Source organism: Klebsiella sp. PK18 (genome assembly GCF_057784655.1).
On record NZ_CM173493.1, the window covers coordinates 5,019,390 to 5,045,860 of the forward strand.

Sequence of the window (26,471 nt, forward strand, 5' to 3'; positions counted from 1 at the left end):
TTCACTTACATTCCAGACACGTTTTCGGACCCTTTTTTGCCGCGCCACACGACAATATCCCCTTAAAAATCATAGGTAAAGAAACCGCTTCCGGCGTTTCACTTTCCCCTGGGGCGACAGAGGGGCCGATCCACGCTCGCGCGAGGCTCAGTGCGGCAGAGTGGTAGATCCCTCACACTTTTGGTTTTTTAATTCCGAACGAGTTTGCAAATGAAATATTTATTTCTCAAACTAAGGGTAACCAATAACCCTCAGGCTGTTCACGGAGTCGACGTCGGGATCCCGACCCTTCCAGGCAGCAGACACCAAAAAGGAAATCCTAGCTATGAATGCAGCAGTAAAGCGGCTCGACGTCATCTGTATAGGTCGGGTGGCCGTCGACCTCTATGCCCAGCAGATCGGTTCGCGGCTAGAAGACGTTGCCAGTTTCGCGAAATATCTGGGCGGCTCCTCCGGCAACGTGGCCTTTGGCACCGCGATTCAGGGGCTGAAATCGGCCATGCTGGCGCGCGTTGGCGATGAACACAACGGCCGTTTCCTGCGTGAAACGCTCAACCGCGCCGGGGTGGATACGGAGTATCTGATCACCGACAAATCCCGCCTGACCGCGCTGGTGATGCTGGGGATTAAGGATCAGGAGACCTTCCCTCTGATTTTCTACCGTGATAACTGCGCCGATATGGCCTTAACGCCTGATGACATCAGCGAGGAGTATATTGCCTCCTCCCGGGCGCTGGCGGTGACTGGCACCCACCTGTCGCACGCCAACACTCGCGCCGCGGTGCTGAAGGCGCTGGAGTACGCTCGCCGTCACGGCCTGCGTACCGCGCTGGATATCGATTACCGTCCGGTGCTGTGGGGGCTCACCTCGCTCGGCGATGGCGAAACCCGTTTCATTGAGTCCGGACCGGTCACCAGCCAGCTGCAGGAAGTGCTGCATCTGTTCGATTTGGTGGTGGGAACCGAAGAAGAGTTTCATATTGCCGGGGGCAGCACCGATACCCTGACCGCGCTGAAAAATGTGCGCAATGCCACCAAAGCCACCCTCGTCTGCAAGCGCGGGCCGATGGGCTGCGTGGTGCTGGAAGGCGACATCCCGGACAGCTGGGACCAGGTGCCGCTGCAGCAGGGCGTGCGCGTGGAGGTTCTCAACGTGCTGGGCGCCGGGGATGCCTTTATGTCGGGTCTGCTGCGCGGCTGGCTCAACGACGAAGGCTGGGAGCAGGCTTGCCGTTACGCCAACGCCTGCGGGGCGCTGGTGGTCTCCCGCCACGGCTGCGCGCCAGCGATGCCCACCAAAGTCGAACTCGATGACTACCTGCTGCGCGCCGAATCGGTGCCGCGCCCGGACGTCGACGAGCGCCTCAACCACCTGCACCGGGTCACCAGCCGCCGTCAGCAGTGGCCGGAGCTGTGCATTTTCGCCTTCGACCATCGCAAACAGCTGGCCGACCTGGCACGGGAGACCGGGCGCGATGAAGCCTGCATTCCGCAGCTCAAGCTGTTGTTGTTAGCCGCGGCCGAAGCGGCGGCGCAGGAGGCGGGTCTCGATCAGCGCAGCGGCATTCTGGCCGACGGCACCTATGGCCAGCGTGCGCTGAACGCCATTACCGGCAAGGGCTGGTGGATCGGCCGCCCCATCGAGCTGCCCAGCTCGCGACCGCTGCGTCTGGAGCATGGCAACATCGGCTCGCAGCTGATCGACTGGCCGCTGGAGCATGTCGTCAAATGCCTGGTCTTCTATCATCCTGCCGACCCGGCGGCGCTGCGTGAAGAGCAGGACGCCCTGCTGCTCGAGGTGTGGCAGGCCTGTAACAAGTCAGGCCATGAGCTGCTGCTGGAGGTGATCCTGCCGGAAAATGGCCCGGACAAAGACGAGCGCCATTACCACACCATGCTGGAACACTTCTATCAGTTGGGGATCAAGCCGGACTGGTGGAAGCTGCCGCCGCTCTCCAGCGCCAGCTGGCAGCAGATCACCGCCCTTATCGAGCGCGAAGATCCGTGGAGCCGCGGGATCCTGATCCTCGGCCTCGACGCGCCTTCCGACAAACTGCGCGCCGGTTTCGCCGAGGCGGCCGCACACCCGATGATCAAAGGTTTCGCCGTTGGGCGCACCATCTTTGGCCAGCCGTCGCGGCGCTGGATGCAGGGTGAGCTCAGCGATGAGGCCCTGATAGAGGAAGTGAAACACAACTACCTGACGCTCATTGGCTACTGGCGCGAAGCCCGCCGCTGATCCCCCGACGCCCGTCTCCGTCACCTTGCGGAACGGGCGTTTTTCTGTTTCTTCGTGAAATGAATCGCGTATTTCGTCGCAATAAATGAAAAATTCGCTTCATTTGGTACACTGGAAGCCATATTCCTTCCATTTTCTCAGAGCGCACTCTATGGCCAATAACCCAACACAGCTGACCATCCTGCAGGATGAAATCAGGCGTCGCTACGATACGTTAAGCAAACGCCTGAAACAGGTCGCCCGCTATATCCTTGATAACAGCAATAGCGTGGCTTTTGATACCGTGGCCTCCATTGCGCAACAGGCGGATGTTCCCCCTTCCACGTTGATTCGTTTTGCCAACGCCTTCGGCTTCAGCGGCTTTAACGAAATGAAACAGATGTTCAAGCAACATTTGATGGAAGAGACCGCCAACTATACCGAGCGCGCCCGTCTGTTCCGCCAGACCACCAGCGATGAGTCCAGCCCGCCGGAAACGCCGACGGAAATCCTCAATATGTTCACGATGGTGAACAACCAGGCCCTGCAGCAGCTGGCGATGCAGACCTCCAGCGATGATCTGGAGCGCGCGGTGGCCCTGCTGGGCGAAGCGGAAAATATCTACGTCATTGGCCTGCGCCGGTCGTTCAGCGTCGCCTCCTATCTGACCTATGCGCTGCGCCACCTCGATCGCAAAGCCTTTCTGATCGACGGCCTCGGCGGCATGTTCACCGAGCAGCTGAGTCTGGTCGGCCCGAAAGACGTGGTGGTGGCGGTGAGCTTCTCGCCGTACGCCCGGGAAGTGGTCGAGCTGGTGGAGCTGGGCGCGCAGCGCAAAGCGCGGCAGATCGCGATCACCGACAGTCAGGTCAGCCCGCTGGCGGCCTTCAGCGATGTCTGCTTTGTGGTGCGTGAAGCGCAGGTGGATGGCTTCCGCTCGCAGGTTGCCTCCCTGTGTCTGGCCCAGACGTTGGCGGTTTCGCTGGCGCTGAACAGCAGCCAGGAGTCCGAGGCCAAGCAGAAGGCGTGAGATAAGCCGCCTGGCGTTAGTTGCCCGGCGGAGTCGTATAAGCCTGCGGGAGGATCTCGTAGGCCGGATAAGGCATTTATGCCGCCATCCGGCACAGCCACGGGTACGGTGCCTGACTGCCCGGCGGCGCTGCGCTTGCCGGGCCTAAGGTATATGCGCCTGCGGGATGCCGTAGAGACTGTTATCGGTTTGCAACTTTCTCAGCCAGGCAAAAGCGTTTATCACGTGTAACTTCAGCGAAATTTGCGCTCCCGGTTAATCGTCTACGTTATGCCTGGCATGGCGCAGGGAGCGCACAGGGGGCGGCCAGTCGCCGCCGCCCCCTGCACCCCCGGGCTCCGGCCAGCAAAATCGCCACTGCGTGGTACCTTCGACTTTTCCCTGCAGGCTTCGGGTCGGGCCGAGGCAGCGTCCGTGCAAAACACGGCCCTCAGCCCGCATCCATGCGGGCTGCCCCGGCCTTCCGGGAACGTCTCAGCGATTTTGAGGCCGTCAGCACCGGCAGTTTCAGCAAGAATGGTGAATAAATTAACGGCAGGTCGCACGAACCGTAGGCCGGATAAGCGTAGCGCCATCCGGCACAAAGGCGGGTATGGCGCCTGAGGTGTCCTGCCCGGCGGCGCTGCGCTTGCCGGGCCTAAGGTATATGCGCCTGCGGGGTGCCAGAGATAATGTTATTGGTATGCAACTTTATTAATCCGGGAAAAGCGTTTGTCGCATGTGATTTCAACGCACATTGCGCTCCCGGTTAATCGTCTGCGTTATGTCACTCATGGCGCAGGGAGCGCACAGGGGGCGGCCAGTCGCCGCCGCCCCCTGTACCCCCGGGCTCCGGCCAGCAAAATCGCCACTGCGTGGTACCTTCGACTTATCCCTGCAGGCTTCGGGTCGGGCCGAGGCAGCGTCCGTGCAAAACACGGCCCTCAGCCCGCATCCATGCGGGCTGCCCCGGCCTTCCGGGAACGTCTCAGCGATTTTGAGGCCGTCAGCACCGGCAGTTTCAGCAAGAATGGTGAATAAATTAACGGCAGGTCGCACGAACCGTAGGCCGGATAAGCGTAGCGCCATCCGGCACAAAGGCGGGTATGGCGCCGGGGATGCCCTGCCCGGCGGCGTTGCGCTTGCCAGCCTGAGGTATAGGGGCTTACGGGAGGATGCCGTAGGCCGGATAAGTGTAGCGCCATCCGGCACAAGACGGGTACAGTGCCGGAGGTGTCCTCCCCGGCGGCGCTGCGCTTGCCGGGTCGGGGAGTGGGATTCCGCGGAGCGTTTCGCTAAAAAACACCCGCCGCCTTCAAACAAGAAGGCCGGTTAGCATCGCTAACCGGCCTTTTGTATCCGCTTCTGCACCGCGAGTCAGTCGTGGCGCGGGTACTCCGGCGTGTTGATCCAGGCGTGGTCATCTTCCCAGGTGAACAACCATTTCCGATCCGGCCCGGCCATCACGTTCAGATAGTAGCTGTCGTAACCGGCAATCGCCGCCACCGGGTGGTAACCACGCGGCACCATCACCACATCGTGGTTGTAGGGCGCCATACAGGCGTCCAGGCTACGGTCGTCGGTGTAGACCCGCTGGAAGGCAAAGCCCTGCGGCGGATCGAAGCGGTGATAGTAAGTCTCTTCCAGCTGCGTCTCTTTGCCCGGCAGGGCGGTATCATGCTTATGCGATGGCCACGAACTGGTGGCCCCCTCGTCGGTGTACACTTCCACCACCAGCAGGCAGTCCGCCTCGGCGCTGTCCGGCAGAATATTATGCACCCGGCGCTGGTTGCGCCCTTTCCCGCGATGCTCTACGCCGACGTCTTCCGGCCGAATGAGTCGTGCCGGGAAGCGGCCTTTGCCCGGCGCGCTGCATACCGCCAGCTCCAGATCGGAATCGGCGGTTACCTCGACTTTATCCTGCGGCGGGACGTAGACCGACCACGGCGGGGTGCGTTCAAACGGCGACATCCGTTTACCGAGATTCGGGAAATCGGCATGCTGCGTTTTCACCGACGCCAGCCCGGCGACCAGCACCAGGCATAGCTCGCGATCGCCGCTCTCCAGCGTCACGGTCTGCCCTTTTTTCAACATCCAGACATCAAAGCCGATATAGCGCCAACCGGCGCTTTGCGGCGTAATATGCTGGATCTGTCCCTCTTTTCGCGATTTAGCCAGTAACGACATGGCGCTCTCCTTCGCCGATTAACCTAATGTCGGCATGCTGAATTCAGATACGGTCTGCTGCCCTGCCGGCCAGCGTACGGTGGCGGTCTTCATGCGCGTGTAGAAGCGCACGCCGTCCGGCCCGTGGACGTTCAACGCGCCAAACACCGAGCGCTTCCAGCCGCCGAAGCTGTGGAACGCCATCGGCACCGGGACCGGCACGTTCACCCCAACCATCCCCGCCTGCACGTCGTGGACGAATTCACGCGCGGTGTGGCCGTTGCTGGTGAAAACGGCGCTGCCGTTGCCAAACTCGTGGCTGTTGACCAGCTCAAGGGCGCTGTCATAGTCCGCCGCGCGCACAATCCCCAGCACTGGGCCAAAGATCTCTTCGCGCCAGATGGTCATCTCCGGGGTGACGTGATCGAACAGGGTGCCGCCGACATAATAGCCCGCGTCGTAACCCGGCACGCGCAGTTTGCGGCCATCGACCACCAGTTTTGCCCCTTCGCTTTCGCCTTTATCAATATAGCCGAGCACTTTTTTCTGGTGGGTATCAGACACCACCGGTCCCATCTCGTTCTCTTCCTGGCCGCGCATGCAGCCCGGGCCTACTTTCAGCGCTTCCACCAGCGGCTTCAGGCGGGCGATCAGTTTGTCGGCGGTTTCATCTCCCACCGCCACCACCACCGGCAGCGCCATGCAGCGCTCGCCTGCGGAGCCAAAAGCGCCGCCCATAATGGCGTTAACGGTGGCGTCGAGATCGGCATCCGGCATCACAATCGCGTGGTTCTTGGCGGCGCCGAAGGCCTGTACGCGCTTGCCGTGGGCGCTGGCGGTCTTGTAGATATACTCCGCCACGCCGGAGGAGCCGACGAAGCTCACCGCCGCAATACGCGGGTCAGTGTACAGCTGCTCAGCATCTTCATTGCTGCAGTGCACGACGTTAAACACGCCGTCCGGCAGACCGGCCTCTTTCAGCAGCTCTGCCAGACGCACGGCGGCCGTCGGCGCCAGCGCCGGCGGCTTGAGGACGAAACTGTTGCCGCAGGCCAGCGCCAGCGGGAACATCCACATCGGCACCATCGCCGGGAAGTTGAACGGGGTGATCCCGGCCACTACGCCCAGGGGCTGCATCAGCGAATAGCTGTCGACGCCGGTGCCGACGTCAGAGGAGTATTCGCCTTTAATCAGGTGCGGGATCCCGCAGGCGAATTCGACCACTTCCATGCCGCGGGTCAGCTCGCCCAGCGCATCCGACCACACTTTGCCGTGCTCGCTGACGATGATCCCCGCCAGCTCTTCCACGTGCTGCTCCAGCAACATTTTGAAGTTGAACAGCACGCGGGCGCGGCGCAGCGGCGTGGTACGGGACCAGCTGTCAAACGCATCGCGAGCAACCTGAATCGCCTCGGAGACTTCCTGCGCGGTTGACACCGTGACTTCGCGCACCGCTTTGCCCGTCGCCGGGTCGTACACCGGCATCGTTTCGTTGCTGCTGCTAATAACGGTTTTCCCGCCAATAAAGTTTCCTGTGATCGTCATGTTCTCGCCTCATAGTGAAGGGGGGCCAGCGCACACCGGCCCGTCGCTGATTCTGCTGTGCTATAACCGTAGTAAAATGAAATTTATATTTCAACATTGTCGTGAAATGAAATTTCATTTTGGTGATAACAGTCGCATTTTGCGCCGACGGATTGCCTGTGCGCTTCCCGCATCGCGCCTCATTGCCTCTCGACGCCAGGCTTCCCGCCGCTGTCGCCCCCGTCGTCGGGGCCAGTGATATTTTGCGAGACAGCTCAAACATTCATCATTTCCATTCTTGCTAATTTTGGAATAAACGTTTTGACTGTTAGCCAATTGAACGAACCTACCCCCTCTTCCGTCAGGAGTGTCCTATGGCCATCGCAATGCAACGTTTTTGTATTAACCGCAAAATCGCGCCAGCGCTCAGCATTGAAGCGTTTTTCCGTCTGGTAAACCGTCTGGGCCTGAATAAGGTCGAGCTGCGCAACGATTTACCCAGCGGAAAAGTGACCGACGATCTGAGCCATCAGCAGGTGCGCGAGCTGGCGGCGCGCTACCACATCGAGATCCTGACGATTAATGCGGTCTACCCCTTTAACCGTCGTAGCGAAGAGGTGCGGCAGCTGACCGAATCGCTGCTGAAAGAGGCCCAGGCCATCGGCGCCAAATCGCTGGTGCTCTGTCCGCTCAACGACGGCAGCGAGGTGCCGGCCAGCGAAACCCTGAGCGCCCTGCGCGACCTGGCGCCACTGTTCGCCTTCTACGGCATCCACGGCCTGGTGGAGCCGCTGGGCTTCCCGCAAAGCTCGCTGCGCTCTGCACACCAGGCGCAGACGCTGATCCATGACGCCCGCGTGCCGTTTAAGCTGCTGATCGACACCTTCCATCACCATCTCTACCCGCAGGCGGCGGACGAGTTCAGCCAGGTGGAGGTGGCGGACATCGGTCTGGTGCACCTTTCCGGGGTGGACGATACCCGTCCGCGCGAGCAGCTCACCGATGCCGAGCGCATCATGCTAACCCCGCAGGATCGTCTCGGCACCTGCGAGCAGGTTAAAGCGCTGGAAGCCCGCGGCTATCAAGGGGTATACGCTTTTGAGCCCTTCGCGTCCGAACTGGCGCAGTGGAGCGAAACGGATATCGAGCGCGAAATTGAGCAGAGCATCGCGCTTATCCAGCGCCACTGCGCCTGAAGACTGCTCTGCACAGCGTGCGCGGCACGTGACAATTTCCCCAACGCCGGACGACGAGGTTGCCTATAATCGTCGCAGGATAAATGGAGGAATCGATCATGAGCTCACCCTTGTTGATTGCGCGCACGCTGGATAACGCGCTGTATTTGCTGCCCGCGATGGCCAACCGCCATGGGCTGATCACCGGTGCGACCGGCACCGGTAAAACCGTCACCCTGCAAAAGCTGGCTGAGTCGTTCTCGGAGATTGGCGTCCCGGTATTTATGGCGGACGTCAAGGGCGACCTGACCGGCATTGCCGCCGCGGGGCAGAGCTCAGAGAAACTGCAGGCGCGGCTGGAGAAGATCGGGGTCAGCGACTGGGAGCCGCACGCCAACCCGGTGGTGCTCTGGGATATCTTTGGCGAGAAGGGTCACCCGGTTCGGGCGACGGTCTCCGATCTTGGCCCCCTGCTGCTGGCGCGCCTGCTCAATCTCAACGAGGTGCAGAGCGGCGTGCTGAACATTATTTTTCGCATCGCGGACGACCGCGGCCTGCTGCTGCTCGACTTCAAAGACCTCCGCGCCATCACCCAGTTTATCGGCGACAACGCCAAAGCGTTCCAGAATCAGTACGGCAATATCAGCAGCGCCTCGATCGGCGCCATCCAGCGCGGGCTGTTAACCCTGGAGCAGCAGGGCGCCGAGCACTTCTTCGGCGAGCCGATGCTGGATATTGCCGACTGGATGCGCGTCGATGCCAGTGGTAAAGGAGTGATCAATATCCTCAGCGCCGAAAAACTCTACCAGATGCCGAAGCTCTATGCCGCCAGCCTGCTGTGGATGCTCTCCGAACTCTACGAGCGCCTACCGGAAGCTGGCGACCTCGAAAAACCGAAGCTGGTGTTCTTCTTCGATGAGGCGCATCTGCTGTTCAACGACGCGCCGCAGGTACTGCTGGATAAAATCGAACAGGTGATCCGCCTCATCCGCTCCAAGGGTGTCGGCGTCTACTTTGTCTCGCAGAACCCGGCGGATATTCCCGACGCCGTGCTCGGCCAGCTGGGCAACCGCGTGCAGCATGCCCTGCGCGCCTTTACGCCGAAGGACCAGAAGGCGGTGAAAACCGCCGCCCAGACCATGCGCGCCAATCCGGCCTTCAGTACCGAGCAGGCGATCCAGGAGCTGGGCACCGGCGAGGCGCTGATCTCCTTCCTCGATGAGAAAGGCAGTCCGTCGGTGGTCGAGCGGGCGATGGTTATCGCCCCCTGCTCGCGAATGGGTCCGGTCAGCGATGACGAGCGCAATGGCCTGCTGAATCACTCGCCGCTGTACGGCAAGTATGAGGAGGAGGTGGACCGCGAGTCGGCCTTTGAGATGCTGCAGCAAGGGGTGCAGGTCGCCACCGGGCAGCAGTCGGCTCCGCCGGCGAAGGGCCAGCAGAGCGGCGATGACGATGGGCTACTCGGCGGCCTGAAAGATATTCTGTTCGGCAGCACCGGCCCGCGCGGCGGCAAACGCGACGGTATCGTGCAGACGGCAGCGAAAAGCGCGGTTCGCCAGGTTACCAATCAGATCGTCCGCGGCATGCTGGGCAGCCTGCTGGGCGGACGCAAGCGCTAAAAAAAAGCCCCCTCATCGTTGAGGGGGCTTACGTTTCAGGCTTACCCGCTAGGCCTTGCGCATCATCAGCCAGAGGCTTATCAGGAAGAAGCTGGCGCTCGGCAACAGCGCGCCGATGATCGGCGGGATGCCGTAGACCAGGGTCAGCGGGCCGAAAATCTGATCCAGTACGTAGAAGATAAAGCCGAAGCTAATCCCCGTCACCACCCGCACGCCCATCGGCACGCTACGCAGCGGACCAAAGATAAACGACAGCGCCATCAGCATCATCACCGCCACCGACAGCGGCTGGAAGATTTTGCTCCACATATTGAGCTGGTAGCGTCCCGGATCCTGGCCGCTGGACTTCAGATATTTCACATAGTTGTGCAGACCGCTGATCGACAGCGCATCCGGATCCAGGGCAACCACGCCGAGCTTATCCGGCGTGAGGTTGGTTTTCCAGGTGCCGCTCACCATCTGCGACCCGGTCACCTGCTTTGGATCGGTCAGGTTGGATTCATCCACCTGCGACAGGCGCCACACTTTATTTTCACTATCGAACTTTGCCGAGGCGGCATAGCGCACCGACTCTAAACGACGCTCCGGATTGAAGGCATAGATGCTGACGCCCCCCAGCTCATCGTTGCCTTTCACGCGTTCGATATAGACAAAGTTGTGGCCATCTTTCGCCCACAACCCTTGCTGAGTCGACAGCAGCGAACCGCCGTACATCTGCTGGGCGCGGTAGTTGCGCGCCATTTGCTCGCCCTGGGGCGCCACCCACTCGCCGATCGCCATGGTCAGCAGCACCAGCGGGATCGCAGTTTTCATTACCGCCAGCGCCACCTGCAGCCGGGTGAAACCGGATGCCTGCATCACCACCAGCTCGCTGCGTTGGGCCAGCATCCCCAGCCCCAGCAACGCGCCAAGCAGCGCCGCCATCGGGAAGAAGATCTGGATGTCCTTCGGCACGCTGAGGATGGTGTAGAGACCAGCGCCCAGCGCATCGTAACTACCCTGCCCGGACTTTTTCAGCTGATCGACAAACTTGATAATGCCGGAGAGCGACACCAGCATGAACAGGGTCATCATGATGGTGTTGAAAATCGTCTTACCGATATAACGGTCAAGTACGCCAAACGCCTGCATCAGGCCGCTCCTTTATTAAAACGGGCGCGGAAGCGGCGCATCGGCACCGTGTCCCACAGGTTTAACAGCACCGCCAGCGCAAAATAGAGCAGGTTAATCGCCCACATCCAGATAGCCGGGTCCATTTTGCCTTTGCCGCCGTTCGACTTAATCGACGTTTGCAGCAGGAAGAACACCAGGTAAAGCAGCATCGCCGGCAGCATCGACAGCACGCGCCCCTGACGCGGGTTCACCACGCTGAGCGGCACCACCATCAGCGCCATAATGAAGACGGTCGCCACCAGCGTGAAGCGCCAGTGCAGTTCGGCACGCGCGCGGTCGGTATGGGTCTGCCACAGAGTGCGCATATCCATCTGTTCGGTGTCGTCCGGATCGGAGGTCACTGCCTGGTGGCCGATAATGGCCTGATAGTTATTGAAGTCGGTAATGCGGAAATCGCGCAGCATCGCGGTGCCTTCAAAGCGGGTGCCCTTGTTGAGGGTCACCACCTGCGAGCCGTCTTTCTGCTGCGACAGCTCGCCGGAATCCGCCACCACCACCGAGGGGCGCGCATTGCCTTTCGGACGCAGCTGGGCAAGGAAGACGTCATGGAAGCGGTTGCCGTTGACGCTCTCGATAAACATCACCGCGTTACCATCGCTGGCCTGCTGGAACTGGCCCTGGGCCAGCGCCGCCATGCCGGGGTTGGCTTTGGCTTCGGCCAGCACTTCGTCCTGATGGCGCGACGACCACGGCCCCGCCCACATGACGTTGACCGCCGCCACCGCGCCGGTGAACAGCGCGAGGATCATCGCCGCCTTGATCAGCACGGCTTTGCTCAGACCGCAAGCGTGCATCACCGTAATTTCACTTTCGGTGTAGAGTTTGCCCAGGGTCATTAGCAGGCCAAGGAACAAACTTAACGGCAGGATAAGCTGCGCCATCTCCGGGATGCCGAGCCCCAACAGCGAGAGCACCAGATTGGTTGGGATATCGCCATCCACCGCGGCGCCGAGGATCCTGACTAATTTCTGACAAAAGAAAATCAGTAACAGGATGAATAGGATCGCCAACTGGCTTTTCAGCGTCTCACGAACCAGATATCTTATGATTATCACTATAAATACGCCCGTAAAAACCCGTTTTATTGCAGGAAAATTGCTTGTTTCATGGCTTAAACGTCATTTATTCTCTTTGGTCGTTGAAAACATCGCTAAGATTAAATGACTCATCGGTTCTGCATGTCAGGATCTTTTCTGACGAACCCAGGCCTTAATAACGTTAAGATTAACACGAAGTCACCGCAACAGCGGACATGAGTTACGAAAGCTTGCAATTATATACTCAATGGATTTCGAGTTGTAAGAAGGCAGCAGGGCTGTGACCCCTGGCGCGCGCGTTAGGCCCGCATCAGGTAAGCAGGCGCAGCCGGCGCATCTGCAACTTGAAAGGCGACGAGTATAGCCGTAGCCACCACTGTTGTCTTTAAGATTCAGGAGCATAGTGCATGGAGTTCAGTGTAAAAAGCGGTAGCCCGGAGAAGCAACGGAGCGCCTGTATCGTGGTCGGCGTCTTTGAACCACGTCGCCTCTCCCCCATCGCCGAACAACTCGATAAAATCAGCGACGGCTACATCAGCGCCCTGCTGCGTCGCGGCGAGCTGGAAGGCAAACCTGGCCAGACGTTATTGCTGCACCATGTGCCAAACATTCTGTCTGAGCGCATTCTGCTGATTGGCTGCGGCAAAGAGCGCGAGCTGGATGAACGTCAGTATAAGCAGGTCATCCAGAAAACCATCAATACCCTGAATGATACCGGTTCAATGGAAGCCGTCTGCTTCCTGACCGAGCTGCACGTCAAGGGCCGCAACAACTACTGGAAAGTTCGCCAGGCCGTTGAAACCGCCAAAGAGACGCTGTACAGCTTCGATCAGTTGAAGACCAACAAAAGCGAGCCGCGTCGCCCGCTGCGTAAAATGGTCTTTAACGTGCCGACCCGTCGCGAGCTGACCAGTGGCGAACGCGCCATTCAGCATGGCCTGGCGATCGCCGCCGGCATCAAAGCGGCGAAAGATCTTGGCAACATGCCGCCGAACATCTGTAACGCCGCCTATCTGGCTTCCCAGGCGCGTCAGCTGGCCGATACCTACAGCAAGAACGTCATTACCCGCGTGATCGGCGAACAGCAGATGCGCGAGCTGGGGATGAACTCCTATCTCGCCGTCGGCAACGGCTCGCAGAACGAGTCGCTGATGTCGGTCATCGAGTATAAAGGCAACCCGTCTGAGGACGCGCGCCCTATCGTGCTGGTCGGTAAAGGCCTGACCTTCGACTCCGGCGGCATCTCCATCAAGCCTGCCGAAGGCATGGACGAGATGAAGTACGACATGTGCGGCGCCGCGGCGGTGTACGGCGTGATGCGGATGGTTGCCGAGCTGCAGCTGCCGCTGAACGTCATCGGCGTGCTGGCGGGCTGCGAAAACATGCCTGGCGGTCGCGCCTATCGTCCGGGTGACGTCCTGACCACCATGTCCGGTCAGACGGTGGAAGTCCTGAACACCGACGCCGAAGGCCGCCTGGTGCTGTGCGACGTCCTGACCTACGTTGAGCGTTTCGAACCGGAAGCGGTTATCGACGTCGCGACGCTGACCGGCGCCTGCGTGATTGCCCTCGGCCATCACATCACCGGCCTGATGTCGAACCATAACCCGCTGGCTCATGAGCTGATCGGCGCCTCCGAACTGGCGGGCGACCGCGCCTGGCGTCTGCCGCTGGCCGACGAGTTCCAGGATCAGCTGGAGTCCAACTTTGCCGATATGGCGAACATTGGCGGCCGTCCTGGCGGCGCAATTACCGCCGGCTGCTTCCTGTCGCGCTTTACCCGTAAGTACAACTGGGCGCACCTCGACATTGCCGGTACCGCCTGGCGTTCCGGTAAGGCCAAAGGCGCTACCGGTCGTCCGGTGGCGCTGCTGTCGCAGTTCCTGCTCAATCGTGCGGGTTTTAACGGCGAAGAGTGATTGCCGTCTGATGCCCGGTGGCGCTACGCTTACCGGGCCTACGGAAAGATGCCGTTTGTAGGCCGGGTAAGCGTAGCGCCACCCGGCTTTGCATTTAAATCCACGACAAGAAGCCCCATATATGAAGAATGCAACGTTCTACCTTCTGGACAACGAAAACACCGTCGAAGGCCTGAGCGCCGTCGAGCAGCTGGTGTGTGACATTGCCGCAGAACGTTGGCGCAACGGCAAGCGCGTCCTGATCGCCTGTGAAGATGAGCAGCAGGCGATTCGCCTCGACGAGGCGCTGTGGTCGCGGCCGCCGGAGAGCTTTGTGCCGCATAATCTGGCGGGCGAAGGCCCGAGAGGCGGCGCGCCGGTGGAGATTGCCTGGCCGCAGAAACGCAACAGCAGCCCGCGGGACATTCTGATCAGTCTGCGGCTTAACTTTGCAGATTTTGCCACCGCTTTCACAGAAGTGATAGACTTTGTCCCTTACGAAGAAAATCTGAAACAACTGGCGCGCGAACGCTATAAAGCGTACCGCATGGCTGGTTTCAACCTGAACACGGCAACCTGGAAATAATGGAAAAGACATACAACCCACAAGATATCGAACAGCCGCTTTACGAGCACTGGGAAAAGCAGGGCTATTTCAAACCGAATGGTGATGAAAGCCAGGAGAGCTTCTGCATCATGATCCCGCCGCCGAACGTCACCGGCAGTTTGCATATGGGTCATGCCTTCCAGCAAACCATCATGGATACCATGATTCGCTACCAGCGCATGCAGGGCAAAAACACCCTGTGGCAGGCCGGTACCGACCACGCGGGTATCGCCACCCAGATGGTGGTTGAGCGTAAGATTGCCGCGGAAGAAGGGAAAACCCGTCACGACTACGGCCGCGATGCCTTCATCGACAAAATCTGGCAGTGGAAAGCGGAATCCGGCGGCACCATTACCCGCCAGATGCGCCGCCTCGGCAACTCCGTGGACTGGGAGCGCGAGCGCTTCACCATGGACGAGGGGCTTTCCAATGCCGTGAAAGAAGTCTTTGTTCGCCTGTACAAAGAAGATCTGATCTACCGCGGTAAACGCCTGGTTAACTGGGACCCGAAACTGCGCACCGCCATTTCCGACCTCGAAGTGGAAAACCGCGAATCGAAAGGTTCCATGTGGCACATCCGCTACCCGCTGGCCGATGGCGCGAAAACCGCTGACGGTAAAGATTACCTGGTGGTCGCCACCACCCGTCCGGAAACCCTGCTTGGCGATACCGGCGTGGCCGTTAACCCGGAAGATCCGCGTTACAAAGATTTGATTGGCAAATTCGTGGTGCTGCCGCTGGTTAACCGTCGCATCCCGATCGTGGGCGACGAACACGCCGACATGGAAAAAGGCACCGGCTGCGTGAAGATCACCCCGGCGCACGACTTTAACGACTACGAAGTGGGTCGTCGTCATCAGCTGCCGATGATCAACATCCTGACCTTTGACGGCGACATCCGCGAAAGCGCGGAAGTCTACGACACCAAAGGCAATGAATCCGACGTCTACTCCAACGAGATCCCGGCGGAGTTCCAGAAACTGGAACGCTTCGCGGCGCGTAAAGCCGTCGTCGCGGCGGTTGACGCCCTCGGCCTGCTGGAAGAGATCAAACCGCACGATCTGACCGTCCCTTACGGCGATCGCGGCGGCGTGGTTATCGAACCGATGCTCACCGACCAGTGGTACGTGCGTGCGGACGTGCTGGCCAAGCCGGCGGTGGAAGCCGTTGAGAATGGCGACATTCAGTTCGTGCCGAAGCAGTACGAAAACATGTACTTCTCCTGGATGCGCGATATTCAGGACTGGTGTATCTCCCGTCAGCTGTGGTGGGGTCACCGCATCCCGGCATGGTATGACAACGACGGCAACGTCTACGTGGGCCGTAGCGAAGACGAAGTGCGTCAGGAAAACAAACTCGGTACGGACGTTGCCCTGCGTCAGGATGAAGACGTTCTCGATACCTGGTTCTCCTCCGCGCTGTGGACCTTCTCCACCCTCGGCTGGCCGGAAAACACCGACGCCCTGCGTCAGTTCCACCCGACCAGCGTGATGGTGTCCGGCTTCGACATCATCTTCTTCTGGATCGCCCGCATGATCATGATGACCATGCACTTCATCAAAGATGAAAACGGCAAGCCGCAGGTACCGTTTAAGACCGTCTACATGACCGGTCTGATCCGCGATGACGAAGGCCAGAAGATGTCCAAATCCAAGGGTAACGTTATCGACCCGCTGGATATGGTTGACGGCATTACCCTGCCGGAGCTGCTGGAGAAACGTACCGGCAACATGATGCAGCCGCAGCTGGCGGAAAAAATCCGTAAGCGCACCGAGAAACAGTTCCCGAACGGCATCGAGCCGCACGGCACCGACGCCCTGCGCTTCACCCTGGCAGCGCTGGCCTCTACCGGCCGCGACATCAACTGGGATATGAAGCGTCTGGAAGGTTACCGTAACTTCTGTAACAAGCTGTGGAACGCCAGCCGCTTCGTACTGATGAATACCGAAGATCAGGATTGTGGCTTCAACGGCGGCGAAATGGTGCTCTCCCTGGCCGACCGCTGGATCCTCGCGGAATTCAACCACACCGTGAAAGCGTATCGCGAAGCGCTGGATAACTTCCGCTTCGATATCGCCGCCGGCATCCTGTACGAGTTCACCTGGAACCAGTTCTGCGACTGGTACCTGGAGCTGACCAAGCCGGTGATGAACGGTGGCAGCGAAGCGGAGCTGCGCGGGACTCGCCATACGCTGGTGACCGTGCTGGAAGGTCTGCTGCGCCTGGCGCATCCGATCATTCCGTTCATCACCGAGACCATCTGGCAGCGCGTGAAAGCGATCTGCGGTATCACCGCCGACACCATCATGCTGCAGCCGTTCCCGCAGTACGATGCTTCTCAGGTCGATGAAGCGGCGCTGGCCGATACCGAATGGCTGAAACAGGCGATCGTCGCCGTGCGTAACATCCGTGCGGAAATGAACATCGCCCCGGGCAAACCGCTGGAACTGCTGCTGCGCGGCTGCAGCAAAGAGGCCGAGCGTCGTGTGAACGACAACCGCAGCTTCCTGCTGAACCTGGCGCGTCTGGAAAGCATTACCGTGCTGCCTGCCGATGATAAAGGTCCGGTCTCCGTGACCAAGATTATCGACGGCGCCGAGCTGCTGATCCCGATGGCGGGCCTCATCAATAAAGAAGATGAGCTGGCGCGTCTGGCGAAAGAAGTGGCCAAAATCGAAGGTGAAATTGGCCGCATCGAGAGCAAGCTGTCCAACGAAGGCTTTGTCGCCCGCGCACCGGAAGCGGTGATCGCTAAAGAGCGCGAGAAGCTGGAAGGCTACGCGGAAGCGAAAGCGAAGCTGATTGAGCAGCAGGCGGTGATCGCCGCGCTGTGATCCTCCCGCCCCTTGCCACCCGGCAAGGGGCGTTTTTTTATGAAACATCCTCGCTTGCGCTTTCCCCTGTCGCGATGTTATTAACATCATCATTCGTCTTTTTTGGGTAATGAGTCATTGTATGAATACGAGCGTCCCCGCGGCGACGTTGCTGCGTCGCATTACGGCGGCAGACAATGCCGCCATCGCCAGGGTCATCCGCCAGGTCTCGGCTGAATATGGCCTGACCGCCGATAAAGGCTATACGGTCGCCGACCCGAATCTCGATGAACTGTATGAGCTGTACAGCCAGCCAGGCTCTGCCTATTGGGTGGTGGAGAAAGAGGGCGAAGTGGTTGGCGGCGGTGGCGTCGCGCCGCTCGCCTGCAGCGAGCCGGATATCTGCGAGTTACAGAAAATGTATTTTATGACCAGCGCGCGCGGTCAAGGGCTGGCGAAGAAGCTGGCGCTGCTGGCGCTGGACTACGCCCGCGAGCAGGGCTTTAAACGCTGCTATCTGGAAACTACCGCCTTCCTGACGGAGGCGATCGGCTTATATGAACATCTCGGCTTTGAGCACATTGACGGGCCGCTGGGTTGCACCGGCCACGTTGACTGTGAAGTGCGGATGCTGAAAACGCTGTAGCGCCTCGATATCGCAGGCGTCCCCGGTAGAGCTACGCTTACCGGGGCTACAGTTCGGTAGCCCGGCTAAGCGTAGCGCAAGCCGGGGTATGTCCCGGATGGAACCCCTTGCACCTTACCCGTGCTCGCGGTGCCGTTTTTTTGTTGGGTGGCGGCTAACGCCTTACCCGACCTACGGCTCGTACCATTGCGGGCTGAAGCTCTCAACGCTATCTCTTTCCCCAGGGCTACTGAAACTGCCAGTGTTAGTGGCTACCGGGGCTGCAGGGCCCGAATACCGAGGGTTACGCCGCCACCGGCACACCGCTGTGAAAGCGGAACTCGGCCTCCGGCCTGAGGATCAGCGCCGCTTCCGCCTCGCCGAGCTGGCGCACCCGCTCGCTAATATCGTCTCCGGCAATCTTCTGCGCCAGATCCAGATAGTCCTGATAGTGACGCGCCTCGGAGCGCAGCAGCGACAGATAAAACTTCTGCAGATCGTCATCCAGCCACGGCGCCAGCGCCGCAAAGCGTTCGCAGGAGCGGGCCTCGATATAGGCCCCGCAGATCAACTTATCGATCAGCATCACCGGTTCGTGCGAACGCACCTCCCGCCGCATGCCGCGGGCATAGTTGCTGGCGGTGATTTTGACGTAGGGAATATCACGCGCCAGCATCATCTCCCGCACCTGCCAGAAGTGATGTAGTTCCTCTTTAATCAGCAAAATCATGCTGTCCAGCAACTGGCGGCCCCACGGGTCGTCGGTCTGCGGCATGGCGCTTTTGTTGATCCGCTTATGCAGGGCGACGAAATCCGGCTCCGGCCCCCAGCGGTAGGTGAAGTCTTCATACGGCTTCAGGCAGGCCAGCAGCTCGTCGGCGTCGGCTTTATCCGCGACGTAGCGACGCACCAGCAGCATGGCGTTCTGCGCCGCTTTCAGTTCGCACACCATATGGTCGGTCAGCAGCAGCGGCAGGTTTTCCGGCTTGCGGGCTTCATCAATCCACGCCTGCGGCGTCGGGCAGTGCAGGAAGTTGATAATCGGGGAGAGTATCTGCGGGTAATCCATGGAAGTTCCTTGCTATACGGCGGCAGGCGCCGCCGTATCCATCTGCAGCTTAGTGGCGAACACCATCGTCGTCTTCATCGACAAAATCTTCGTCATCGTCGCCGTCTTCTTCACCGTTCGGGTCCTCATAATAGGTACCCCAACCGTCATACTCGACGTCATATTTTTCTGCCAGCGTCATCAGCTGTTCCACCTGGGCATCGATCAGGTCTGCGTTCAGCGCGCATTCGCTGAGAATATCGCAGCAGATGACCATGTCACCCTCTTCCACTTCCAGCTCTTCGGGCTCGGTCACTTCATAGCCCAGCTTGAACGCTTCCACCGCCACTTTCTCCAGCGTTTCGAAATCGTCTGCAGAGAGGTGATGCTCAATCGTGTACAGTGCGTCCGGATCGCTGCCATCCTCCAGCAGCTCTTCGATAATCAGACGCGTCTCTTCACGCTGTTCTTCCAGGTGTTCCGGGTTTGCCATGGCTCGTTCCTCATAATGTGCGGCAGTTGTCCCTATTGTCACATACCGCCGTCATTGCCTCCACTTCTCAGTGAAAGATTTCGATCACAGACTTGCAAATGAATATTCATACATATAAATTGAATTTTAATTCAATTAGTGGCCTATGCCAGGTGAGGGAACCATGTCTGCGTTTTACCAGAAGCATTTTTTAAAGTTACTCGATTTTACGCCTGCAGAAATCACCGCCCTGCTCGAGCTGGCGGCAAAGCTCAAAGCCGATAAGAAAAACGGTATCGAAGTCCAGAAACTGGCAGGGAAAAACATCGCGCTCATCTTCGAAAAAGACTCAACCCGTACACGATGCTCTTTCGAAGTTGCCGCATACGATCAGGGCGCCCGCGTGACTTATCTGGGGCCAAGCGGCAGCCAGATTGGCCATAAAGAGTCGATCAAAGACACCGCCCGCGTGCTCGGGCGGATGTACGATGGCATTCAGTATCGCGGCCACGGCCAGGAGGTGGTGGAGACCCTGGCGCAATACGCCGGCGTGCCGGTGTGGAACGGCCTCACCAACGAGTTCCACCCCACCCAGTTGCTGGCGGACCTGCTGACCATGAAAGAGCACCTGCCGGGCAAAGCCTTTAACCAGATGACGCTGGTCTACGCCGGCGACGCGCGCAACAACATGGGCAATTCGATGCTGGAAGCCGCAGCGCTGACCGGTCTGGATCTGCGCCTGGTAGCGCCATCGGCCTGCTGGCCGGAGTCTCAGCTGGTGGAGACCTGTACCGCGCTGGCCAAACAGCAGGGCGGCAACATCACCCTGACGGAAGATATCGCCGCAGGAGTGAAAGGCGCCGATTTTATCTATACCGACGTCTGGGTCTCGATGGGCGAGGCGAAGGAAAAATGGGCCGAACGTATCGCCCTGCTCCGCGACTATCAGGTTAACAGCGCGATGCTGGCGCTGACCGGCAATCCGCAGGTCAAGTTCCTCCACTGCCTGCCGGCATTCCATGACGACCAGACCACGTTGGGCAAACAGATGGCCGCCGATTACGGCCTGCACGGCGGTATGGAAGTGACTGACGAGGTGTTTGAGTCGGCGGCGAGCGTGGTTTTCGATCAGGCGGAAAACCGGATGCACACCATCAAAGCGGTGATGGTGGCGACGCTGAGCAAGTAGTCCTTCGCGTGTGGCCACATCCCGGATAGCACGGCGCTTATCCGGGATATGGCTCGCCATTTTACGCCATCAGCATCTTCACTACCGCTTTGCGCACCTTCGCCGGGGCGCCTACGGCGCACAGCGGTTTATGCACTTCGCCGGGATAAAACACCACAAAATCCCCTTCGTTGAGGATCACCGTTTTCTCCTGCTGGCCTTCGGCCAGAAAAGCGATGTCTTTCTCCGCCAGCCAGTCGGTCTGCGGCTCTCCAGCCGGCAAGGTACTGAAGGTCATCCCCTCGATGCCGCGGAGCACAATCTGAATATCGAGATAGCGGGCATGGTATTCCGCGCGGCGCGCGGCCTGCGGCTCGGTGGTATCTTCGGAAATCAGATAAAACAGGTTATTGCCGTCGATATCGTGTTTACCCAGCGGCGTCGCCTCGCTGACATGGGCGATGACGTGCTCAATGGCCTCGCGCAGCGCGGCAGGCAGCCATGGCTGCAGATGGTGGATATTGCCAATAATCATCACTTACCTCGAATATAAAACAGCATTTCATTTTATGACTTTATACCCCCATCGCCACTGCCATACCAGTACAGTTTCACCGTTCTTTGCGCTGGCGCACTTTTCTGCAGGCAAACGATTACCTGTTTGTGAATGAATCGCTTGATCGTCATAACGGTCTGCGTATAATGCCAGTCGTTTTGCCGGGAGGAAGCATGGCCAATTGCGTACGACATTCTGTCTTAGCGCGTCTGAACGCAGACGCTGGCCTGGCGTTTTTCTTTCCGTTGCTCATTGGATTCCCGAAGCCCCTTATTTAAGGGGCTTTTTTTTTGCCCAGGCGTCAGGAGATAAGCATGGCTAACCCGCTATATCAAAAACATATCATTTCCATAAACGATCTCAGCCGCGAAGACCTCGAACTGGTGCTGGCGACGGCGGCAAAGCTGAAAGCCAATCCGCAACCCGAGCTGCTGAAGCATAAGGTTATCGCCAGCTGTTTCTTTGAAGCCTCCACCCGTACCCGTCTCTCTTTTGAAACCTCGATGCACCGCCTGGGCGCCAGCGTGGTCGGCTTTTCTGACAGCGCCAATACCTCGCTGGGCAAAAAAGGGGAAACCCTGGCGGATACCATCTCCGTCATCAGCACCTACGTTGACGCCATCGTGATGCGTCATCCGCAGGAGGGCGCCGCGCGCCTGGCGACCGAATTCTCCGGCGGCGTGCCGGTACTGAACGCTGGCGACGGCGCTAACCAGCACCCGACCCAAACCCTGCTCGACCTGTTCACCATCCAGGAGACCCAGGGCCGCCTCGAAAACCTCAACGTGGCGATGGTCGGCGATCTGAAGTATGGCCGTACCGTCCACTCCCTGACCCAGGCGCTGGCCAAATTCAGCGGCAACCGCTTCTACTTTATCGCCCCGGACGCGCTGGCCATGCCGCAGTACATCCTCGATATGCTGGATGAAAAAGGTATCGCCTGGAGCCTGCATAGCGCCATCGACGACGTGATGGCGGAAGTGGATATTCTGTACATGACCCGCGTGCAGAAAGAGCGTCTGGATCCGTCGGAATACGCCAACGTGAAAGCGCAGTTCGTCCTGCGCGCCGCCGACCTCGAAGGGGCGCGCGCCAACATGAAGGTGCTGCACCCGCTGCCGCGCATTGACGAAATCACCACCGATGTCGATAAAACACCGCACGCCTGGTACTTCCAGCAGGCCGGTAACGGCATCTTCGCCCGCCAGGCGTTACTGGCACTGGTACTGAATAGCGAGCTGGCACTGTAAGGGGGAATGAGAGATGACACACGACAATAAACTGCAAGTAGAAGCCATTAAACGCGGCACCGTGATCGACCATATCCCGGCGCAGGTCGGCTTTAAGCTGCTCACCCTGTTCAAACTGACCGAAACCGACCAGCGTATCACCATCGGCCTGAACCTGCCCTCCGGCGAGATGGGCCGCAAGGATTTGATTAAAATCGAGAACACCTTCCTGACCGACGAGCAGGTTAACCAGCTGTCGCTGTACGCCCCGCAGGCGACGGTAAACCGCATTGATGATTACGAAGTGGTGGGCAAATCCCGCCCGAGCCTGCCGGATCGCATTGACAGCGTGCTGGTCTGCCCGAACAGCAACTGTATCAGCCACGCCGAACCGGTTTCTTCCAGTTTTGCAGTGAAAAAACGCGCTGATGACATCGCACTCAAATGCAAATACTGTGAAAAAGAGTTTTCTCATTATGTGGTGCTGGCCAACTAAATGCGGTTGGTATTGGTGGTAGGCCTCCCTATAATGGTTACCACCCTACGCTTCGTCCTTCAGGCGGCGTCTGCGCCGGCGGCACAGCGCTTACCCTCTGGCGGCAACCTGAATGATTTTGCGTAACATTACTCAGTTCATCTGGAGATAACATGAGCAAAACTATTGCGACGGAAAATGCACCAGCAGCGATTGGCCCATACGTTCAGGGCGTTGATCTGGGCAGCATGATCATCACCTCTGGCCAGATCCCGGTCGACCCGAAAACCGGCAGCGTCCCGGAAGACGTGTCCGCGCAGGCGCGTCAGTCGCTGAACAACGTGAAAGCGATCGTTGAAGCCGCTGGCCTCACCGTCGGCGACATCGTCAAGACCACCGTATTCGTCAAAGACCTCAACGATTTCGCTACCGTTAACGCCACCTACGAAGCGTTCTTCACCGAGCACAATGCCACCTTCCCGGCGCGCTCCTGTGTGGAAGTCGCTCGTCTGCCGAAAGACGTGAAGATCGAGATCGAAGCCATCGCCGTGCGTCGCTGATCGCTTTGGTTGGCAGAAAAAAAGGCAGCCAGTGGCTGCCTTTTTTACGTGGCTCATCCGAAAATGCGCCCTTCACTGCCAGCCGTAGCGACGGCTATAGAAACCTTTAACGGTCTGGGTCAGCACCATATAGCCCGCCAGGATCACCACCAGCCACGGGAAGTAGCTGAGCGGCAGCGCCTGCAGCTGCAGGTAGCCCGCCAGCGGCGAGAACGGCAGGGCAATGCCCACGGCCATCACCACCAGAGTCATGGCGAACAGCGGCCACGCGGCGCGGCTCTGAACGAACGGAATGCGCCGGGTGCGGATCATGTGCACAATCAGCGTCTGCGACAGCAGCCCTTCAATAAACCAGCCGGACTGGAACAGAGTCTGCATCTCCACGGTATTGGCGTGGAACACCCACCACATCAGGCCGAAGGTGAGGATATCGAAAATCGAGCTGATCGGTCCGAAGAAGACCATAAAGCGCCCGAGATCGGCCGGGTTCCAGCGCTGCGGTTTACGGATCTGCTCATCATCGACGTTATCGAACGGGATCGCCACCTGGGAGACATCGTACAGCAGGTTCTGAATCAACAGGTGCAGCGGCAGCATCGGCAGAAACGGCAGGAAGGCGCTGGCCACCAGCACGCTAAAGACGTTACCGAAGTTGGAGCTGGCGGTCATTTTGATGTACTTGAGCATGTTGGCGAAGGTGCGGCGGCCTTCGATCACCCCCTCCTCCAGCACCATCAGGCTTTTTTCCAGCAGAATGATATCCGCCGCCTCGCGGGCGATATCCACCGCGCCATCAACCGAGATGCCAATATCCGCCGCGCGTAACGCCGGGGCGTCGTTGATGCCATCGCCCATAAAGCCCACCACGTGACCTTCGCGTTTCAGCAGCGTCACGATACGCTCTTTATGCAGCGGCGCCAGACGTGCAAACAAAGTGGTGCGCTTCGCCAGCGCCGCCAGCTCGTCGTCGCTCATGGCTTCAATCTGGCTGCCAATCACCACTTCGCCCGCATCCAGCCCCACTTCATGGCACACCTTCGCCGCCACCAGTTCGCTATCGCCGGTGAGGATTTTCACCGTGATGCCGCTGGCCTTCAGCGCCTTCAGCGCCGGGGCGGTAGTCTCTTTCGGCGGATCAAGGAAGGCGATGTAGCCTTCGAGGATCAGGTCGGATTCATCGGCGCGCTGGTAGTCGCCCTCGCGCGCCGGCAGGTATTTGGTTGCTACCGCCACCACCCGCAGTCCCTGACGGTTCAGAGTATCGGTGACCCGACGGATGCGGCGCAGCATGGTGTCGTCCAGCGGTACGATTTCGCCGTTGTAGCGCACCTGGGTCGAGACGTTAAGGATCTCCTGCAACGCCCCTTTACAGATCAGCTGATGCGCGTCGTCCTGCTCTTTTACCACCACCGACATGCGGCGGCGTTCGAAGTCGAACGGGATCTCATCCACCTTCTGCCAGCGCTCCGCGAGGCCGCGGGCGGCCTCCAGCTCCACGCCTTCCAGCACCGCGGTATCGAGCAGGTTTTTCAGCCCGGTCTGGTAATGGCTGTTGAGCCAGGCGGTATGCAGCACTCTCTCGCTGGACTTACCGGAGACATCGGTGTGGTTCTCCAGCACGATCTTGTCCTGAGTCAGGGTGCCGGTTTTATCGGTGCAGAGAATATCCATCGCGCCAAAGTTCTGAATGGCGTCGAGGTGTTTGACGATCACTTTTTGTTTCGACAGCTTCACCGCCCCGCGCGCCAGCGTCGAGGTGACGATCATCGGCAGCATCTCCGGCGTCAGGCCGACCGCCACCGACAGTGCAAACAGCGCCGCTTCCCACCAGTCGCCTTTGGTGTAGCCATTAATCAATAGCACCACCGGGGCCATCACCAGCATAAAGCGGATCAGCAGCATGCTGACCCGGCTGATGCCTTTCTGGAAGGCGTTCGGCTCGCTTTCCTGCTCGCTGACGCGCCCGGCCAGCTGGCCAAACCAGGTGTTGCCGCCGGTGGCGTAGACGATAGCCTGCGCCGAGCCGCTCACCACGTTGGTCCCCATAAAGCACAGGGTGTCGCATTCCAGCGGGTTCTGCTGCAGCGGGTCGCGGCTGCGCGCGACTTTCTCTACCGGCAGCGATTCGCCGGTCAGCGAGGCCTGAGCGACAAACAGATCGCGCGCCTGAATAATGCGCAGGTCCGCCGGGATCATATCTCCCGCCGACAGCTTGACGATATCTCCTGGCACCAGTTGGTCGATAGGCAGTTCAAGCCAGCGGCTCTCCCCCTGCTCGTTCACCACCCGCAGCACCGTGGCGGTATTGCTGACCATCGCCTTTAGCGCATCCGCCGCTTTGGTCGAGCGCGCTTCCTGGATGAAGTTAAGCAGCGTCGAGATGCCGACCATCAGCGCGATAACGCCCGCGGCGAACAGATCTTCGGTGGAATATGAGACGATGCCGAGCACCGTCAGCAGCAGGTTGAACGGGTTGCGATAGCAGGTCCACAGATGCACCCACCACGGCGAGGGCTTCTGCGCCGGGATCTGATTGTCACCATGTTTGAGGATCTTTGCCGCCACTTCGCCTTCATTGAGCCCTTCAGGGTGGCTGTCAAAGGCACGCCAGATCTCCTGGTCATCCATCGCCGCAACGTCCAGGCAGCGCTTGCCGAGCGAGTCCGGGATCGGCACGCTGGTCAGGTTACGGGCATCAGGCAGCGGATCGCGCTGGACCAAACGGCGTGGCAGATGGCGGCTAAGCTGCGCGAACAGCTGCCGGGTATAATTTTTCAACATAAACAGTCCCTCCGCGCTCGCGCGAGCGAACGCAGCATCGCCAACAGGCGTAGCAAAGCCTACCTGTCAGGCATGTAATTTTTATGGCAGGGACATCAAGGACGTCACTGCTTTACGCTTTCCGGTAAAGCAGTGTTAAACAGGCTTACCGGAAAGAAAGGTTGCTCCATCGAGGATGAGGAGTGGGATCGGGGTCCATAAATTCTCCGGTAAGTGAATATAAACGGCGCGGATTATAGCGCGCTCGTTGAGACATGTGTGGCATTTATGGCGATGATAAGCCCGCGCAACTAAACCGAACGTAAACCAGACTTT

The 26,471-nt window shown here is 59.4% G+C and carries 24 protein-coding genes; 15 read left to right on the forward strand and 9 right to left on the reverse strand.

What is annotated here, in order from left to right; translation table 11 throughout:
* Positions 1 to 325: 325 nt before the first annotated feature.
* Positions 326 to 2,239 carry a bifunctional 5-dehydro-2-deoxygluconokinase/5-dehydro-2-deoxyphosphogluconate aldolase gene (locus AC3EMD_RS24625; protein WP_082228281.1) on the forward strand — a complete coding sequence of 638 codons (1,914 nt, stop codon included), beginning with the start codon at positions 326 to 328 and terminating at the stop codon, positions 2,237 to 2,239.
* Positions 2,240 to 2,390: 151 nt separating this feature from the next.
* Entirely contained in the window at positions 2,391 to 3,248 is an 858-nt protein-coding gene (locus tag AC3EMD_RS24630) for a MurR/RpiR family transcriptional regulator (RefSeq protein ID WP_004152190.1), read from the forward strand.
* Between the two features lie 1,356 nt (positions 3,249 to 4,604).
* Here AC3EMD_RS24630 and iolB read toward each other — a convergent pair.
* Together iolB and AC3EMD_RS24640 are read right to left on the reverse strand one after the other, a co-directional pair.
* Positions 4,605 to 5,414 (reverse strand): 5-deoxy-glucuronate isomerase, encoded by an 810-nt coding sequence (gene iolB, locus AC3EMD_RS24635; protein ID WP_022065407.1) that lies wholly within the window; start codon positions 5,412 to 5,414, stop codon positions 4,605 to 4,607.
* A gap of 18 nt (positions 5,415 to 5,432) precedes the next feature.
* Positions 5,433 to 6,938 (reverse strand): CoA-acylating methylmalonate-semialdehyde dehydrogenase, encoded by a 1,506-nt coding sequence (locus AC3EMD_RS24640; protein ID WP_004146794.1) that lies wholly within the window; start codon positions 6,936 to 6,938, stop codon positions 5,433 to 5,435.
* Between the two features lie 353 nt (positions 6,939 to 7,291).
* Between AC3EMD_RS24640 and AC3EMD_RS24645 the strand changes: the two genes are divergently transcribed.
* Complete coding sequence (locus tag AC3EMD_RS24645; RefSeq protein ID WP_302073821.1) at positions 7,292 to 8,113, forward strand: TIM barrel protein; 822 nt, start codon at positions 7,292 to 7,294, stop codon at positions 8,111 to 8,113.
* 98 nt (positions 8,114 to 8,211) lie between these two features.
* Positions 8,212 to 9,714 (forward strand): helicase HerA-like C-terminal domain-containing protein, encoded by a 1,503-nt coding sequence (locus AC3EMD_RS24650; protein ID WP_008807119.1) that lies wholly within the window; start codon positions 8,212 to 8,214, stop codon positions 9,712 to 9,714.
* Positions 9,715 to 9,762: 48 nt separating this feature from the next.
* Here the strand turns inward: AC3EMD_RS24650 and lptG are convergent, their stop codons facing one another.
* Together lptG and lptF are read right to left on the reverse strand one after the other, a co-directional pair.
* Positions 9,763 to 10,845, reverse strand: a complete 1,083-nt coding sequence (gene lptG / locus AC3EMD_RS24655; protein ID WP_008807120.1) for an LPS export ABC transporter permease LptG — start codon at positions 10,843 to 10,845, stop codon at positions 9,763 to 9,765.
* A complete protein-coding gene (gene lptF / locus AC3EMD_RS24660; protein WP_012969078.1) occupies positions 10,845 to 11,942 on the reverse strand; it encodes an LPS export ABC transporter permease LptF in 1,098 nt (365 codons plus the stop codon). The genes lptG and lptF overlap by 1 nt, the downstream gene beginning before the upstream one ends.
* 389 nt (positions 11,943 to 12,331) lie before the next feature.
* On the opposite strand from lptF, the gene pepA reads away from it, so the two are divergent.
* The 4 genes from pepA to AC3EMD_RS24680 all read left to right on the forward strand — a co-directional run bounded on the left by pepA (position 12,332) and on the right by AC3EMD_RS24680 (position 17,888).
* Entirely contained in the window at positions 12,332 to 13,843 is a 1,512-nt protein-coding gene (pepA, locus tag AC3EMD_RS24665) for a leucyl aminopeptidase (RefSeq protein WP_008807121.1), read from the forward strand.
* A gap of 121 nt (positions 13,844 to 13,964) precedes the next feature.
* Complete coding sequence (holC, locus tag AC3EMD_RS24670; RefSeq protein ID WP_008807122.1) at positions 13,965 to 14,408, forward strand: DNA polymerase III subunit chi; 444 nt, start codon at positions 13,965 to 13,967, stop codon at positions 14,406 to 14,408.
* The gene (locus AC3EMD_RS24675) at positions 14,408 to 17,263 is read left to right on the forward strand and encodes a valine--tRNA ligase (RefSeq protein ID WP_049139586.1); all 2,856 of its coding nucleotides are present in this window, start codon (positions 14,408 to 14,410) and stop codon (positions 17,261 to 17,263) included. Before holC ends, AC3EMD_RS24675 begins: the two co-directional genes overlap by 1 nt.
* Before the next feature lie 121 nt (positions 17,264 to 17,384).
* Complete coding sequence (locus tag AC3EMD_RS24680) at positions 17,385 to 17,888, forward strand: GNAT family N-acetyltransferase (RefSeq protein WP_008807124.1); 504 nt, start codon at positions 17,385 to 17,387, stop codon at positions 17,886 to 17,888.
* 283 nt (positions 17,889 to 18,171) lie between these two features.
* Here the strand turns inward: AC3EMD_RS24680 and miaE are convergent, their stop codons facing one another.
* A complete protein-coding gene (gene miaE / locus AC3EMD_RS24685; protein WP_008807125.1) occupies positions 18,172 to 18,936 on the reverse strand; it encodes a tRNA isopentenyl-2-thiomethyl-A-37 hydroxylase MiaE in 765 nt (254 codons plus the stop codon).
* A 49-nt stretch (positions 18,937 to 18,985) separates the two neighbouring features.
* The gene (rraB, locus tag AC3EMD_RS24690) at positions 18,986 to 19,408 is read right to left on the reverse strand and encodes a ribonuclease E inhibitor RraB (RefSeq protein ID WP_008807126.1); all 423 of its coding nucleotides are present in this window, start codon (positions 19,406 to 19,408) and stop codon (positions 18,986 to 18,988) included.
* Between the two features lie 98 nt (positions 19,409 to 19,506).
* On the opposite strand from rraB, the gene argL reads away from it, so the two are divergent.
* Positions 19,507 to 19,602: a putative translational regulatory protein ArgL gene (gene argL / locus AC3EMD_RS24695; protein WP_370736902.1), complete on the forward strand. Its 96-nt coding sequence runs from the start codon at positions 19,507 to 19,509 to the stop codon at positions 19,600 to 19,602.
* A complete protein-coding gene (gene argF / locus AC3EMD_RS24700) occupies positions 19,572 to 20,576 on the forward strand; it encodes an ornithine carbamoyltransferase (protein ID WP_012543079.1) in 1,005 nt (334 codons plus the stop codon). Before argL ends, argF begins: the two co-directional genes overlap by 31 nt.
* Positions 20,577 to 20,637: 61 nt before the next feature.
* Here argF and AC3EMD_RS24705 read toward each other — a convergent pair whose 3' ends face one another.
* Positions 20,638 to 21,090 (reverse strand): YhcH/YjgK/YiaL family protein, encoded by a 453-nt coding sequence (locus AC3EMD_RS24705; protein WP_008807128.1) that lies wholly within the window; start codon positions 21,088 to 21,090, stop codon positions 20,638 to 20,640.
* A 194-nt stretch (positions 21,091 to 21,284) separates the two neighbouring features.
* Between AC3EMD_RS24705 and AC3EMD_RS24710 the strand changes: the two genes are divergently transcribed.
* The 5 genes from AC3EMD_RS24710 (at position 21,285) to ridA (ending at position 23,375) form a co-directional block, all read left to right on the forward strand.
* On the forward strand, positions 21,285 to 21,389 hold the full coding sequence (locus tag AC3EMD_RS24710) for a pyrBI operon leader peptide (protein WP_012969080.1): 105 nt from the start codon (positions 21,285 to 21,287) through the stop codon (positions 21,387 to 21,389).
* A complete protein-coding gene (locus AC3EMD_RS24715; RefSeq protein WP_227650304.1) occupies positions 21,364 to 21,423 on the forward strand; it encodes a pyrBI operon leader peptide in 60 nt (19 codons plus the stop codon). The genes AC3EMD_RS24710 and AC3EMD_RS24715 overlap by 26 nt, the downstream gene beginning before the upstream one ends.
* A gap of 2 nt (positions 21,424 to 21,425) precedes the next feature.
* Entirely contained in the window at positions 21,426 to 22,361 is a 936-nt protein-coding gene (gene pyrB / locus AC3EMD_RS24720) for an aspartate carbamoyltransferase (protein WP_004206522.1), read from the forward strand.
* 13 nt (positions 22,362 to 22,374) lie between these two features.
* Positions 22,375 to 22,836: an aspartate carbamoyltransferase regulatory subunit gene (pyrI, locus tag AC3EMD_RS24725; RefSeq protein WP_002886927.1), complete on the forward strand. Its 462-nt coding sequence runs from the start codon at positions 22,375 to 22,377 to the stop codon at positions 22,834 to 22,836.
* Positions 22,837 to 22,988: 152 nt separating this feature from the next.
* Positions 22,989 to 23,375: a 2-iminobutanoate/2-iminopropanoate deaminase gene (gene ridA, locus AC3EMD_RS24730; protein ID WP_002886926.1), complete on the forward strand. Its 387-nt coding sequence runs from the start codon at positions 22,989 to 22,991 to the stop codon at positions 23,373 to 23,375.
* Between the two features lie 72 nt (positions 23,376 to 23,447).
* Here ridA and mgtA read toward each other — a convergent pair whose 3' ends face one another.
* Complete coding sequence (gene mgtA, locus AC3EMD_RS24735; protein ID WP_080783190.1) at positions 23,448 to 26,156, reverse strand: magnesium-translocating P-type ATPase; 2,709 nt, start codon at positions 26,154 to 26,156, stop codon at positions 23,448 to 23,450.
* A gap of 145 nt (positions 26,157 to 26,301) precedes the next feature.
* Positions 26,302 to 26,421 carry a mgtA regulatory leader peptide MgtL gene (gene mgtL / locus AC3EMD_RS24740; RefSeq protein WP_353074613.1) on the reverse strand — a complete coding sequence of 40 codons (120 nt, stop codon included), beginning with the start codon at positions 26,419 to 26,421 and terminating at the stop codon, positions 26,302 to 26,304.
* Positions 26,422 to 26,471: the final 50 nt, after the last annotated feature.